At 74.2% G+C, this 15,051-nt stretch carries 3 protein-coding genes; all 3 read right to left on the minus strand.

Annotated elements, in window-relative coordinates; genetic code table 11:
- Positions 1 to 59 precede the first annotated feature (59 nt).
- The 3 genes from kynU to ACIQHQ_RS10935 are packed head-to-tail and all read right to left on the minus strand — an operon-like array spanning position 60 to position 15,051.
- Positions 60 to 1,352 (minus strand): kynureninase, encoded by a 1,293-nt coding sequence (gene kynU, locus ACIQHQ_RS10925; RefSeq protein WP_402611539.1) that lies wholly within the window; start codon positions 1,350 to 1,352, stop codon positions 60 to 62.
- Positions 1,349 to 2,251 carry an alpha/beta hydrolase gene (locus ACIQHQ_RS10930; RefSeq protein WP_402611540.1) on the minus strand — a complete coding sequence of 301 codons (903 nt, stop codon included), beginning with the start codon at positions 2,249 to 2,251 and terminating at the stop codon, positions 1,349 to 1,351. The genes kynU and ACIQHQ_RS10930 overlap by 4 nt, the downstream gene beginning before the upstream one ends.
- Positions 2,248 to 15,051 carry an amino acid adenylation domain-containing protein gene (locus ACIQHQ_RS10935; RefSeq protein ID WP_402611542.1) on the minus strand — a complete coding sequence of 4,268 codons (12,804 nt, stop codon included), beginning with the start codon at positions 15,049 to 15,051 and terminating at the stop codon, positions 2,248 to 2,250. Before ACIQHQ_RS10935 ends, ACIQHQ_RS10930 begins: the two co-directional genes overlap by 4 nt.

Consider the following 15,051-nt stretch of genomic DNA (forward strand, 5'->3'; position numbering starts at 1 on the left):
CGGTTCGGTGATCTGCGGTCGTCAGTCGTCATGCCGTGTGCGGGCGGACGGATGCGGCGTCAGGTGATGCGTGTCTTCGCACGCGGCAGCCGGGTGTACCGGGCGCTCTCCACCAGGTGCCTGGTGCGGTCCAGGGCGTCCCACACGTCGGTGAAACGGGTGTACGCGGGGGACGGTCCGATGCGCAGCCGGTCCGGTTCCCGGTAGTCGCAGACGACACCCGCTTCGTCGGCGAGGGCGCGGCAGATCCGCCAGGCGTCGGGGTGCCACAGGGTGACGTGCGAGCCGCGCCGGTCCGGGTCCTCGGGTGATGCCAGACGGAAACCGAGCGGTGCGAGCCAGCGGGCCGCGAGGTCCACGGCCAGTTCGCCGAGCAGCCGCCCCTTGGCCCGCAGCCGTTCGACGCCCGCCTCCTCGACCAGGGCGAGCGCGGGCACGAGCGCGGCGGTGGAGAGCATCGGCGGCGTGCCTGTCAGGAAACGGTCGACCGTCTCGACGGGGTCGAAGTCGGCCGTCATGGCGAACTGGTCACGCTGTCCGAACCAGCCCTGGATCGGTTGCCGCAGCCGCCGCTGGAGCGAGCTGCGCACATAGAGGAAGGCGGGCGAGCCGGGGCCGCCGTTGAGGTACTTGTAGGTGCAGCCGACGGCGAGGTCCGCGCCGTCCTCGGTGAGCCGGACCGGGACCGCCCCGGCGGCGTGCGAGAGGTCCCACAGCACCAGTGCCCCGGCCTCCCGGGCCAGGGCGTTGACCGCGGCCATGTCGGCCAGCGCCCCGCTGCGGTAGGCCACGGACGACAGGACGACCAGCGCCACCTGGTCGTCGAGTGCGGCCCGCAGTCGCTCCGGGTCCAGGCCCCGGTCCGGGTCGGAGTGCACGAGGCGCAGGTCGAGGCCGCGCTGGCGGGCCAGGCCCTGGACGACGTACCGGTTGGTGGGGAAGTCGTCGGCGTCCACCACGAGGGCGCGCCGGCCGGGGGCGTGGTCGAGCGCGGCCCAGGCCAGCTTGTACAGGTTGACGGTGGTCGAGTCGGAGAGCACCACCTCGCCCGGGCGGGCGCCGAGGACGTGCTCGGCGAGCCGGTCGCCGATCCGCCGGTTCCAGTCGATCCAGTCGTGCCAGGAGCGGATCAGGCCGCGGCCCCAGCCGTCCCGGATCACGTCGGCGACGAAGTCCGGGGTGTCGGCGGGCAGTCTCCCCAGCGAGTTGCCGTCCAGGTAGAGCAGGTCGGGTTCGGCGTGCACGAACCGGTCGCGCAGGAAGCCGAGCGGGTCCGCCTGGTCGTACCGTTCCGCTTCCTCGCGGGTGCCATCGAAGCGGCTGAGCGGCGAGGGGAGGATGTCGGTCGTCATGCGGTCACCTTCGCGCAGGGGTCGGTGCGGTCGTCCCGGCCGTCGGGGAGCCGCATCTGTGCCAGGACCGCGCGGCCGAGCGGCGTCGCTCGGTCCGCGAGGTCGTACGGCAGGTCGAAGTGGTTGCGATGCGCTTCCACGACGTTCGCCGCGAGCGCGCCGCGGCGGAGCAGCGCCTCGGCCATCAGGTCGTGCTGGCGCACGTACTCCTCGGTCTCCACGCCGCCACGGGCCAGGACGACCGGGGGCAACTCGTCCGGCAGCAGATCGGGCGGGCTGTTGCGGCGGACCGCGTCGGTGTCCAGCCGCAGCGCCTCGTTGACGTAGGAGCGGCTGACCGGTTCGAGGTCGTAGATCCCGCTGAGCAGGGTGGCACCGGCGAGCAGCCCGACCGCCGCGGGCTCGCCCGGTCCGGCCGGGACGAGGGCCATCGCGGCGAGGTGGGCGCCGGCAGAGGTGCCGCTGAGGTGTATGCGGCGCGGGTCGACGCCGAGGTCGTCGGCGTTCTCGTGGATCCAGCGGACACACCGGCGCACGGCGGCCACGATCTCGTCCAGTGGGGTGGCCGGGGCGAGCCCGTAGCCGACGGCGGCGAACGCCGCGCCGGCGCGGCGGAAGGCGAGCGCCGCGAACGCCGAGCTGCGCTCGGTGAGTTCCTGCCAGTTGCCGCCGTGCACGAAGATCTGGACCGGAGCGGGTGCCGAACGCGCGGGCCAGAAGTCGAGCTTCTCGGCGGATCCCGGGCCGTAGCGCAGTCCGGTGCGGACGCCGGAGGCGCGGCGGGCCCGCGCGCTGAGGGCGGCGTACTCGTCGAGGTAGTGCCGCAGGCTCGGCACCAGGTGGCTCGGCGAGTACGCGCGGTCCAGCCGGGCCCCGGTCAGGGGTGCGGGCGCGATCATGAGACGCCCGTTCCGCGCAGGGCCGCGGAGAGGAGGGCGCCGACCCGGGTGAGCGAGCCGGGGCGCGACAGCAGGGTCCCGTGGTCGCCGGGGACGACGTGGGTGCGGACCTCTCCGGTGAGGTACGGACGCCAGGCGGCGGCGGTGGCCTCGGGTTTCTGCTGGTCGGTGGCGGCGAGGAGCAGGATGTCCCCGTCGAACACCGCGGGCCGGTAGTCGATCATCAGGTGGTTGTTGTTGGCGGAGATCGCCGTGATCGCGCGCAACCGTTCCTCGTCCAGGGCTCCCAGGGCGCTGCCGCGCTCGCGCAGCAGTTTCATGACCTCGTCGAAGACGAACACCTCCGCGTCGAACAGGTCGGGGTCGAGACCGACGAGCCGCATCAGGTACTCCAGGTGGGGGCGCATGTTCCGGTCGTCCAGCGGTGGCACGTCGTCGTGGGTCAGGCCCAGCCAGCCGGGGTGGACGTCGACGACGGTCAGCGACTGCACCGTCCGCCCGCGCCCTTGCAGCTCGGTGGCGAGGGCGTGCGCCGCGAGTCCGCCGAACGACCAGCCCAGGAGGCGGTACGGCCCCTCGGGGAAGGTGGCCTCCAGGTGGTCCGCGTAGTCGGCGGCCATCTCCGCCATATCGGCCGGGAGTTCGTCCTCCGGCCGGGCCAGGCCCCGGGCCTGCACCGCGTAGACGGGGACATCCGGATCGAGATGGCGGATCAGGCCCATGTACGACCAGCCGATGCCGCCACCGGGGTGCACGCAGAACAGCGGCGGTTCGTTGCCGGTGGCGCGCAGCGGCAGGATGACGTCGTAGCCGCTGTCGGCGTCGTCCATGTCCATCCGGGCGGCGATCCCGGCCGGGGTCGGCGACTCGAACAGGGTGCGCAGGCCGACGTCCACGCCGAACGCCGACTTGATCCGGGCGATGAGCCGGGTGGCGAGCAGGGAGTGCCCGCCGAGGTCGAAGAAGTTGTCGTCGAGCCCGACGGAGGGGACGCCGAGGAGTTCGGCGAAGAGTTCGCACACCACCTGCTCGTGCGGGGTGCGCGGGGCGCGGGCCGAGGCGCCGATGCGCGGGTCGTGCCGGGGCAGGGCGGCCCGGTCGAGCTTCCCGTTCGGGGTCAGCGGCAGCGCCTCCAGGGGGACGAACATCGACGGGACCATGAAGGCGGGCAGCCGCTCCTGTGCGAACGCGCGCAGCGACGTCACCAGGGCGGCGTCGCCGCGGGCCGCGGTCGGGTCGTTGGTGAAGCGCGCCGCCGGCTCCGGTGCACCGGGCGCGGGCGGTGCGCAACCGAGCACGGCCGGCAGCGGATCCGGGGCGTCGGGCAGGGCGGCGGCGTCGGCGAAGACCACGTCGACCCGCTCGCGGGCGGTGTCCGACCAGGTGACGGCGACCCGGTACGACAGCCGCTCCCCCAGCTCGTACCAGTCCTCGACGTCGGCGTCGGCGTCGGCGTCGGGGGCGGGGGCCGGCTCGCCGGTGCGCAGGGCGCCCGCGAGGGCCACGTCGGCGGCGACCCGGGGGTTGGGCACGTCCTTGACGACCAGGGCCGCGGGCCGGGTGGACGCGAGCCGCTCCTCCACCGCGGACCGCCCGGCCACAGCCGTCCACTCCGCGGTCTGCGGGGCGAGGTCCGGGCCGGAGGGGCCGCCCCGCTTGCGCAGGACCACGTCGTAGCGGAAGCGGGTGAGTTCGGTGTCGTGCCGACCGCGCTTGAGGCGTACGGACACCGCTCCCAGGTCCGGGAGGCGGTCCCGCAGGGCCGCGAAGTAGTCCGGGTCGACGAGGAGTTCGTTCTCCAGCCGGGTGGTCTGGGTGACGGCGTCGCGCAGCGCGGACAGGTCGTGGGTGCCCGTCCGGGCGGCCTGGACCCCGGCGGCGAACGCGTCGAGCAGCCGCAGGTTGCGCACGTCACCGACGAAGACGGAGCCGCCGGGGGCGAGCAGCCGCAGGGCCGTGGCGAGGACGTCGGTCAGGTAGTCGGCGTTCGGGAAGTACTGCACCACCGAGTTGACGACGACCGTGTCGAAGTGCCCCTCGGGCAGGCCGGCGAGTTCGTGCGCGGCCTGGGTCCGCAGGTGGACGCGGCCGGCCAGGGCGGGGTCGGCCGCCACCCGCCGCCGCAGCGCCTCCACGACCGTCGGCGAGAAGTCGGTGGCCACGTACTCCTGGGCGTCGGGGGCCAGGCGGGCGAGCAACAGGCCGGTGCCGACACCGATCTCCAGGACCCGGCCGGGGTTCAGCTCGCGGATGCGTTCGACGGTGCGCTCGCGCCACTCGCGCATGGCGTGGCCGGCGATGGGCTGTCCGTCATAGCTGCTGACCCAGCCGGTGAAGTCCTCACCGAGGGCCACGTCCCGCTCGTCCGGCCCGGATCCGTACAGGGAGTCGTGGACCTGAAGCCACTCGCCGACCTGTTCGGTCTCCGCCTGCCGGTCACGTTCGGCGGTGCCGGGTACGACGTAGGCGACCAGCTGCGCCTCTTCGGCGAGGTCGCGGCGCAGCACCGCCGCGGCCTGCGTGACGCCGGGGTGGTCGAGCAGGACGGCCTCGACCTCGCCGGGCTCGATGCGGAAGCCGCGGAGCTTGACCTGCTGGTCGACGCGGCCGGCGTACTCCAGGACGTGGTCGGGGGTCCAGCGGGCGAGGTCGCCGGTGCGGTACATGCGCAGCCCGGGCGGCCCGAAGGGGCAGGCGACGAACCGTTCGGCGGTCAGCGCGGGGCGCTCCAGGTAGCCGCGGGCGACGCCGGTCCCGGCCAGGTACAGCTCACCGACCACGCCCGGCGGGACGGGCCGCAGCGCGGCGTCGAGCACATAGGTGCCCATGTTCGCCATCGGCCGTCCGATCGGCACCGACGTGCCGAGTGCGGCGGCGTCGGCGGCGGGCACGGGATGGTAGCTGGCGAAGGTGGTCGCCTCGGTGGGGCCGTAGCCGTCGACCACCAGCAGCCGCGGATGGGCCTCCAGCAGGCGCCGCACTGAGGCGACGGACACCGGTTCACCGCCGGCCCACACCTGCTCGACGCCGGCGAAGCAGCCCGGCTCCAGGTCGGCCATCAGGTTGAACAGGGAACTGGTCAGCCACAGCGAGGTGATCCGCCGCCGCGTGACGACGTCGGCGAGGGTGTGGGCGTCGAGTTCGCCGGGCGGCGCCAGCTCGATGCGGCCACCGGTGAGCAGCGGCACCCACAGTTCGTACGTCGACAGGTCGAAGGCGAGCGGTGAGTGCAGCAGCACCCGGCGCTGGGCGCCACCGTGCCAGCAGGGGTCGGCGACGAAGTCGGCGATGTTGCGGTGGGTGACGACCACGCCCTTCGGGCGGCCCGTCGATCCGGAGGTGTACATGACGTACGCCGCGTCGTCGCCGTCCGTCTCCACCACGGGCGGTGCGGGCGGCGTGCGGTGGTCCGGCCGCGCGTCGAGCACGAGCAGCGGGGTCCCGAAGTCGTCCAGGCCCGCCGCGGAGGCAGGGTCCGTCAGGAGCAGCACGCTGCCGGTCTCCGCCAGGACGAGACGCTGGCGGGAGGCGGGGTAGCGGGAGTCGAGCGGGACGTAGGCCGCCCCCGCGCGCAGCACCGCGAGGATGGCGGCGACCAGGGCGGGCGAGCGCTGCATGAGCAGGGCGACCGCGCTGCCCCGGGTGACGCCCCGTTCGGCCAGCACCGCGGCCAGTCGCGCGGACCAGGCGTCGAGTTCGGCGTAGGTGAGGGCGGTGTCGTCGTCGGACACCGCGACGGCGTCCGGGGTGGCCGCGGCCTGGGCGGCGAAGAGTCCGGGGAGTCCGGCCGAGCGGGTGGGCAGGGCCGGTCCGGACGCGACGGCGAGCATCTCGTGCCGTTCGTGCGCGGCCAGCAGGTCCAGCCCGCTGACCCGCCTGCTCGGCCCGGCCACCGCCGACTCCAGCAGCCGCACCCAGCGGGCGAAGAGGGCGCGTACGGTCGCGGCGTCGTAGAGGTCGTCGGCGAATTCGACGACACCGGAGATCCCGTCGGCCGCGCCCTGCGCACCGCGTTGCTCGGCGAGGCTGAAGAACAGGTCGAACTTGGCGGTGCCGGTGCGTCCGTGGGCGATCTCCACGGTCAGGCCGGGGAGCTGGAAGGCTCCCTCGGAGGCGTTCTGGAGGGCGAACATCACGCCGAAGAACGGGTGCCGGCCCAGCGAGCGCGGCGGGTTCAGCTTCTCCACCAGGTACTCGAACGGCACGTCCTGGTGCGCGTAGGCGGCCAGCGCGGTCTCCCGGACCCGGGCCACCAGTTCCTCGAAGGTGGGGTCGTCGGACAGGTCGGTGCGCAGCACCAGCGTGTTGACGAAGAAGCCGATCAGCTCGTCCAGGGTCTGGTCGGTGCGTCCGGCGATCGGACTGCCGGTGACGATGTCGGTGCCCGCGCCGAGCCGGTGCAGCAGGGCGGACAGGCCCGCCTGGAGCACCATGAACAGGGTCGCGCCGGTCTGCCGGGCGAGGTCGGCCAGCCGCTCGTGGAGCGCGGCCGGGATCCGTACGGTGACGTAGTCACCCCGGTAGGAGGCCACCGGAGGCCGGGGGCGGTCCGTGGGCAGCTCCAGCGCCGCCGGGGCACCGGTCAGCTGGCGTGTCCAGTAGGCGAGCTGGCGGGCGAGCAGGCTGTCGGCGTCGTCGTGGTCGCCGAGCAGCTCGTTCTGCCACAGCGTGTAGTCGGCGTACTGGACCGGCAGTTGCGCCCAGTCGGGTTCCGCCCCGGCGGTACGGGCGGCGTAGGCGCGGCCCAGGTCTGCGGCGAGCGGGCCGAGAGACCAGCCGTCCCCGGCGATGTGATGCACCACCAGGAGCAGGACGTGCTCGTCGGGGGCCAGCCGGAACAGGTCGGCGCGCACCGGGGGCTCCGTCGCGAGGTCGAACGGGTAGCGCGCGGCCCCCTCCAGCGCGGTCGGCAGTTCCCGATCGGTAACCGCCCGCTCGTGCAGGACCAGCTTCGCCGACTCGGGGGCGAGGATCATCTGACGGGGCACTCCCCCGTCGTCAGGGAAGACCGTGCGCAGGCTCTCGTGGCGGGCGACGACGTCGGTCAGCGCGGTCTGAAGAGCCTGGCGGTCCAGCGTGCCGGTCAGCCTGAGACCGAGGGGGATGTTGTACATCCCGCCCAGGCCTTCCATCTGGTGGAGGAACCACAGGCGGCGCTGGGCGTACGACAGCGGCAGCACCTCCGGGCGTGGCCGGCGTTCGAGGGCCGGGCGGGCCGCGCCGCCCTCGTCGAGCCGGGCGGCCACCCCGGCCGGGGTGGAGGCCTCGAACAGCACCCGCAGCGGCAGTTCGACGCCGAACATGGCGCGCAGCCGGGCGATGAGCTGGGTGGCGAGCAGCGAGTGGCCGCCGAGGTCGAAGAACCCGTCGTGCACTCCGACCCGCGCGAGACCGAGCACCTGGGCGAACAGGTCGCACACGATGTGCTCCTGCGGGGTGCGCGCCTCGCGCGAGGAACCGCTGACGACGACGTCCGGCGCGGGCAGCGCCGTGCGGTCCAGCTTGCGGTTGGGGGTCAGCGGCAGGGCGTTCAGCGGGACGAACGCCGAAGGCACCATGTAGTCGGGGAGCCGTTCGCGCAGGTGCTCGCGCAGCCGGGCGATGAGGGCGGCGGTGTCGCGTGCGGTCAGCGGGTTGTTGGTGAACGACGACAGGCCGGCCTGGGAGGACGGGGAGACGGCTGGCCGGTACAGACCGGCCGGCGGCCCGGCGGCCGGGTGCGCGGCCGGGACGGCCGCGGGATCGGCGAAGACGGCCTCCAGGGCGTTCGGGTCGGATGCCGACCAGGTGACCCACACCCGGTAGCCGTGGGCGGCCGCCAGGTCGTACAGGTCCTCCGGTTCGACTCCGTCACCGGTCGCTGCGGCGTGCGGCCGGGTGCCGTCCCGCACTGCCTGCGCGAGGGCCGCCTCGGCGGCGATACGTCCGTTCGGGATGCCGGTGACGCGCACGGCCGCGGGGTGTTCGCCGGTGAGCAGCGCGGCCAGCCCGGCCGTGCCGTCGGCGGGCCAGGGCCGCTGTGCGGTCTCCGTGATCCGGTGGGCCGGGGCGCCCTGCTTGCGCAGGACGACGTCGTACCGATAGCGCGTCATCTCGTTGTGCGCCCGGCCCCGCTTGACCTGGACGGTGTGCGCGGTCAGTGCGGGCATCCGGTGCTGGAGCACGGTGAAGAAGCCGGGGTCGACCAGGAGTTCCTTCTCCAGGATCACACCGTGCTCGACGGCCCGGCGCAGTTCGTCGGGGTTGTCGCCGGTGCGCCCGCGGGCGGCCTGCACACCGGTGACGAAGGTGCGTTGCAGGCGCAGGTCGCGTACGTCGCCGAGGAAGACGGCGCCGCCCGGTGCGAGCAGCCGCAGCGCGCCCCCGATCACCCGCTCGAGGTAGTCGGCGTGCGGGAAGTACTGGATCACCGAGTTGAGGACGACGACGTCGAAGTGCTCCTCGGGGAGGTGCTCGATGTCGTGCGCCGGGCGCACCAGCAGACGGACCCGCTCGGCGAGTTCCGGGTCGGCGGCCACCTGGCCGCGCAGGGTCTCGATCACCGACGGGGAGATGTCCGTGCCCCAGTATGTCTCGCAGTCGGCGGCGAGCCGGGACAGCAGCAGGCCGGTGCCGACGCCGATCTCCAGTACGCGCCGGGGCCGCAGTTCGCGGATGCGTTCCACCGTGCGGTCGCGCCACTCGCGCATCTCGTCGAGCGGCAGGGGACGGCCGTCGTAACTGCTGTTCCAGCTGGCGAAGTCCTCGCCGAAGGGCACCGGGGCGGAGGCGGCGTAGACCGTGTCGTAGAGATCCCGCCAGGCGTCGAGCTGGTCGTGCTCCCGGTCACGGCCGGTGTCCGGCGAGGCGCCGCCGGCGTCCGGCACGACGTAGGCCACCAGGCGCCGGTCACCCGGCCGGTCCTCGCGGACGACGGCCGCCGCCTGGGCGACCTCCGGGTGGGCGGCGAGTACCGACTCCACCTCGCCCAGTTCGATGCGGAAGCCGCGGAGCTTGACCTGGTGGTCGACCCGGCCCGCGAACTCCAGGTGGCCGTCGGCGGTCCAGCGGACCAGGTCGCCGGTGCGGTACATGCGGGTTCCGGCGGGGCCGTGGGGGTCCGCGGTGAAGCGTCCGGCGGTCAGGGACGGCCTGCCGAGATAGCCGCGGGCCAGTCCATCGCCGGCGAGGTACAGCTCGCCGAGCGTGCCGGGGGGCACCGGGCGCAGTGACGCGTCCAGCACATAGACGCGGGTGTTGCGGATCGGGCGGCCGATGACCGTGTCGGTACGGCCGGACAGGGCGGCGGCGGTGGACCAGATCGTCGTCTCGGTCGGGCCGTAGACGTTGAGCACCTCGCGGCCGGTCTCACGCAGGCGGGCGGCGAGCGGCGCCGGCAGCGCCTCGCCGCCGACGAGCATGCGCAGTCCGCGCAGCGCGTCGAGGTCGTGCGCGGCGACCATCTGCCACCAGGACGGGGTCGCCTGGACGACGGTCACCCCGGTCCGCCGGATCAGTTCGACGAGGGCGGCGGGCCGGGCGGCCGTCTCCTCGGCCGCGAGCACCACGCGTGCCCCGCCGGTCAGCGGCAGGAAGATCTCCAGAGCGGCGATGTCGAAGGCGATCGTCGTCACCGCGAGCAGCGCGTCCTCGGGGCCCGTCGGCACGAGGTCGCGCATGCCGAGCAGGAGGTTGGTCAGCGCGCCGTGCTCCACGACGACGCCCTTGGGGCGGCCGGTGGACCCGGAGGTGAAGATGACGTACGCCGCGTCCCGGGGTCCGGGCCGTACGTCTGGGGCCTCGTCGGGTCCCTCGGCGACGGCGGCCCGCACCCGGGGGTCGTCGAGGGCCAGCGATGCCCCGCCCTCGTCGGGCAGATCCGCCAGGGTCGCCTTGGTACCCACGACCAGCGCGGGGCGCGCCTCCCGCAGGATCAGCCCGATCCGCGCGGCCGGGTGGGCCGGGTCGAGGGGGACGTGGGCGGCGCCGGTCCTGGCGATCGCCAGCAGCGCGACGACCAGGTCGGCCGAGCGTGGCAGCGCGACGGCGACCAGCCGGCCCGGCCCGGCGCCGTGCCGGGCGAGCACCCGGGCCAGCCGGCTCGACCGCTCCCGCAGCGCGCCGTAGGTCAGTTCCGCGTCATCGGCGATGACCGCCACGGCGTGCGGCGTCCGTTCGGCCTGCCGGTCGAACAGCTCGGTGTAGAGCGGTTGTTCGCCCTCGGCTCGGGTCGCGTTGCGGTCGTGGAGCAGCGTGCGCCGCTCGGTCGCGTCGAGCACGTCGATCTGGCCGAGCCGCTGCGAGGGGTCGGCGGTGACCTGGGTGAGGAGCCGGGTCCACCGGCGGAACAGGCCGCGCACGGTGTCCGGGTCGTACAGGTCGGTGGCGTACTCGACGGCGCCCTCGATGCCGGACGGCGCGCCGGTGGCGTCCCGGTGCTCGGCCATGCTGAAGAACAGGTCGAACTTGGCGGTGCCGGTCCGGCCGGACGACACCTCGACCTCCAGACCGGGCAGCCGGAAGCGGGCCTCGGGCGCGTTCTGGAGGGCGAACATCACCTGAAACAGGGGGTGGCGGCCCAGGGAGCGGGGCGGGTTCAGCACCTCCACCAGATATTCGAACGGCACGTCCTGGTGGGCGTAGGCGTCCAGGGCGGTGTCGCGGACCCGGCGGACCAGTTCCTCGAAGGTCGGCTCGCCGGAGGTGTCGGTGCGCAGCACCAGGGTGTTGACGAAGAAGCCCGCCAGGTCGTCGAGCGCCTGGTCGGCACGGCCGGCGATCGGGCTGCCGATCGGGATGTCGTGGCCCGCGCCGAGCCGGGAGAGCAGGGCCGCCAGGCCCGCCTGGAGCACCATGAAGAGGGTGGCGCCGCAGCGCCGGGCCAGGGCGTCCAGCGCGCGGTGCAGGTCGGCGTCCCACTCCACCGTCAGGTAGTCGCCCCGGTAGGAGGCCACCTCGGGGCGCGGCCGGTCGGTGGGCAGCGCCAGCTCGTCGGGCAGCCCGGACAGCCGGCCGGACCAGTGGGAGACCTGCTGGGCGAGGAGGCTGCCGGGGTCGTGCTGCTCGCCGAGGATCTCGTTCTGCCACAGCGTGTAGTCGGCGTACTGGACCGGCAGTTCGTCCCAGTCGGGCGCCGCACCGGCGGTACGGGCGGCGTAGGCGCGGGCCAGGTCGGTGGCGACCGGGGCGAGCGACCAGCCGTCCCCGGCGATGTGGTGGACCACCAGCTGGAGCACGTGGTCACGCGGTCCGGTGCGGAACAGGTGGGCCCGCAGCGGCGGTTCGGTCATCAGGTCGATGGCGCAACGGGCGCCGCGGCGCAGCGCCTCGGGCAGTTCGTCGTCGCCGACGGCTGTCGTGACCAGCCGGGGTGCCGCCTCGTGCGGCGGCAGGATCCGCTGGCAGGGGACGCCCCCCGCCTCCGGGAACACGGTCCGCAGGCTCTCGTGCCGGGTCACCAGGTCGCCGAGCGCCTGCTCCAGGGCCGCCTGGTCGAGGTCCCCGGTCAGCCGCAGCTGCATCGGGATGTTGTAGGTGGGGCTGGGTCCCTCCATCTTGTGCAGGAACCACAGTCGGCGCTGAGCGTAGGACAGCGGCAGCGCCTCGGGGCGCGGGCGGCGCGCCAGGGCGGGCCGGGCCGGGCCCGCCGTGCCGAGCAGGGCGGCGACCGCCTCGGGGGTGGACGACTCGAACAGGTCGCGCAGGCCCAGTTCGACACCGAAGGTGTGGCGCAGGCGGGCGGCCAGCCGGGTGGCGGTCAGCGAGTGCCCGCCGAGGTCGAAGAAGCTCTCGCTCACGCCGACCCGGGGCAGTGCAAGAACCTGGGCGAACAGCTCGCAGACGATCTGCTCCTGCGGTGTGCGTCCGGACCGCGCCAGGGCGGCGGTCCGTTCGGGTGCGGGCAGGGCGGCGCGGTCGAGCTTGCCGTTCGGGGTCAGCGGCAGCGCGTCCAGCAGCACGAACGCCGACGGCACCATGAACTCCGGGAGCTGGTCCTGCGCGAGGCGGCGCAGCTCCTCCACCGGCACGGTGGCTCCGGGGGCCGGTACGACGTAGCCGACGAGGCGCTGGTGGCCACCGTCCGTGCGGGGTACGACGGCCACGCCGCCGACGCCGGGATGGCGGGCGAGGACCGCCTCGATCTCACCCGGTTCGACTCGGAATCCGCGGATCTTGACCTGGTGGTCCGCGCGGCCCAGGTACTCCAGCTCGCCCTGCCCCGTCCACCGGGCGAGGTCACCCGTGCGGTACATGCGCGCGCCGGGCTCGCCGAACGGGTCGGCGACGAACCGCCCGGCCGTCATCCCCGGCCGGCGCAGGTATCCGCGGGCCGGGGCCGCGCCGCCGAGGTACAGCTCGCCCGGTACGCCGGGCGGGGCCGGCCGCAGGTCGGCGGTGAGGACGTAGCACCGTGTGTGCGCGACCGGGCGGCCGAGCAGGGGTGCCGTCGGCCAGTCGGCGGGCTCGGCGGGCAGCGTCGTACCGGTGACGACGTGGGTCTCGGTGGGCCCGTAGTGGTTGTGCAGGCGGCGGCCGGGGACGCGGGCGAAGAACGCGCGCAGCGCGGCCGACGGGGTCAGCGCCTCACCGGCCTGGGCCACATGGCGCAGCCACGGCAGGTCCAGGCGCTGCTCCAGGGCGGCTTGGGCGACCGCGTCGAGGACGAGGTTCGGCGCGTACAGCTCGGTGATCTCCATGACGTCGAGCCAGGCGGCCAGGCGCGCGGCGTCCCGCCGCGTCTCGTCGTCCGGCACCACCAGCGTCTTCCCGGCGAGCAGCGCCGACAGGATCTCCTGAGCGGACACGTCGAAGCCGATCGCGGTGAACTGCGCGACCCGGGTGCCCACTCCTCCCCCGATACGGCGGTGATGCCAGCGCATCAGGTTCATCAGGGGCGTCCCGGGCATGACGACGGCCTTCGGCGTGCCCGTGGAGCCCGAGGTGTACATGACGTAGACCGGGTGGTCCGCGGTCAGCGGGGCGGTGCGATCGGCGGTGGACAGGTCGCCGGGCGCCCGGGCGGCGACGCGTGCGCGGGTGTCCGGGGCGTCGAGGAGGAGCTGTGGCAGTCCCGTGGGCAGGTCGCCGGCGAGGCGCGTGTGGGTGAGCACCAGGTGTGGAACGGCGTCACTCAGGAGGAACTCCCTGCGCGCGGGCGGGAGTTCGGGGTCGACAGGAAGGTAGGCGGCGCCCGCCTTGAGCACGGCCAGCACCGCGGTCACCAGCTCCGGCGAGCGGGGCATGACGAGCGCGACGACGGTCTCCGGGCCGACGCCGTGGGCGACGAGTTCGCGGGCCAGACGGTTGGCCGAGGCGTTCAGCCCCGCGTAGCTGAGCTGTTGCCCGTCGCCGGTCACCGCGACGGCGTCCGGGTGGGCGGCGGCCTGCCGTTCGAACAGCTCGGGGAGGTGGTTCGCGAGGCCCTCCGGCTCGCCGGTGCCGTCCGACGCACCCTCCTCCGCCTCACCCGGCGCGTTCCACCGGTCCAGGACGCGCTGTCGCTCGGAGCCCAGCAGCCCGTCGACAGCGCGGACCGGGCGCTCGGGGTGGTCGGCGAGGGTACGCAGCACCTGGTGCAGCCGGTCCATCAAGGTCTGCGCGGCCGCCCGGCCGACCGCGTCGGGGCGGTGGTCGAGACGCAGGTACAGCCGTTCGCCCGGGGCGGCGAGCAGGGTGAGCGGGTAGTGGGTGGCGTCGCGGCTCGCGCCGAGGACCAGCCGGAACCGGACGTCCCCTGCGTCGGTGGCCCGGTCGGCGAAGGGGTAGTTCTCGAACACCACGGCCGTGTCGAAGAGGTCGGCGACCGGTGCCTCGCGCTGGATGCCGGTCAGTCCGATGTGGTGGTGGTCGGCGAGCGCGGACTGCTCGGCCTGCAACCGGGTCAGCAGGTCGCGCAGCGACTCGGCCGGCGCCCACCGCACCCGCACGGGGAGCATCGCGATGAACAGACCGACCATCGACTCGACCCCGGGCAGATGCGGGGGCCGGCCGGAGGCGATCGCACCGAAGACGACGTCCTGACGGCCGGTCGCCCGGGCCAGCACCAGGCCCCAGGCGGCCTGCACGACGGTGTTGAGGGTGACGCCGAGGCCGCGGGCGGTGTCCTTGAGGGCCGCGGTGAGCCGGGCGTCGGCGGGCTGGACGATGCGGTCCGGGAGCAGCGGGGAGCGGGGGTCGGCCGCGGAGATCCGGGTCGCCGTGTCGATCCCGGCGAGCGCCGCCCGCCACGCCCGCTCGGCGGCCCGCCGGTCCTGGCGTCCCAGCCAGTCGAGGTACTCCTTGTACGGCGTCACGGGCGGCAGGGTGCGCGGGTCACCGCCGCCGCCGTACAGCGTGAACAACTCGCGCAGCAGAACCGGGGTGGACCAGCCGTCGAGGACGATGTGGTGGCTGGTCACGACGAGGCGGTGGCGCGCGGGGCCGTATCGCAGCAGGCGGAAGCGGATCAGCGGCGGCTTCGACAGGTCGAACCGCTCGGCGAAGTCCGCCGCCGCCAGACGCTCGCCCTCCGCCTCCGCCCGCGCGGCCGGCAGGCCGCCGAGGTCGGACTCGGTCCACGGCAGCGGCACGGTACGCGCCACGACCTGGAGCGAGCGGCCCGAACGGGCCCGGCGGAAGCCGGTGCGCAGGACGGCGTGCCGGTCGACCAGGGCCCCGGCGCAACCGCGCAGCAGCGAGGCGTCGAGGGGGCCCTCGACGTCGATCGTGTGCTGCACGGCGTACACGTCCGGTCCGGACCGGTCGTACTCGGTCTGGAACAGCAGCCCTTCCTGCATCGGGCTGAGCGGCAGAATGTCTTCCAGGCGGGACGGCTTCACCAT

This window comes from Streptomyces sp. NPDC092370 (assembly GCF_044755265.1).
GTDB lineage: Bacteria > Actinomycetota > Actinomycetes > Streptomycetales > Streptomycetaceae > Streptomyces.

Coding starts and splice junctions, on each gene's coding strand:
- ACIQHQ_RS10930 (WP_402611540.1), bottom strand. CDS start 2,251: ATGATCGCGCCCGCACCCCTGACCGGGGCCCGGCTGGACCGCGCGTAC.
- kynU (WP_402611539.1), bottom strand. CDS start 1,352: ATGACGACCGACATCCTCCCCTCGCCGCTCAGCCGCTTCGATGGCACC.
- ACIQHQ_RS10935 (WP_402611542.1), bottom strand. CDS start 15,051: ATGGTGAAGCCGTCCCGCCTGGAAGACATTCTGCCGCTCAGCCCGATG.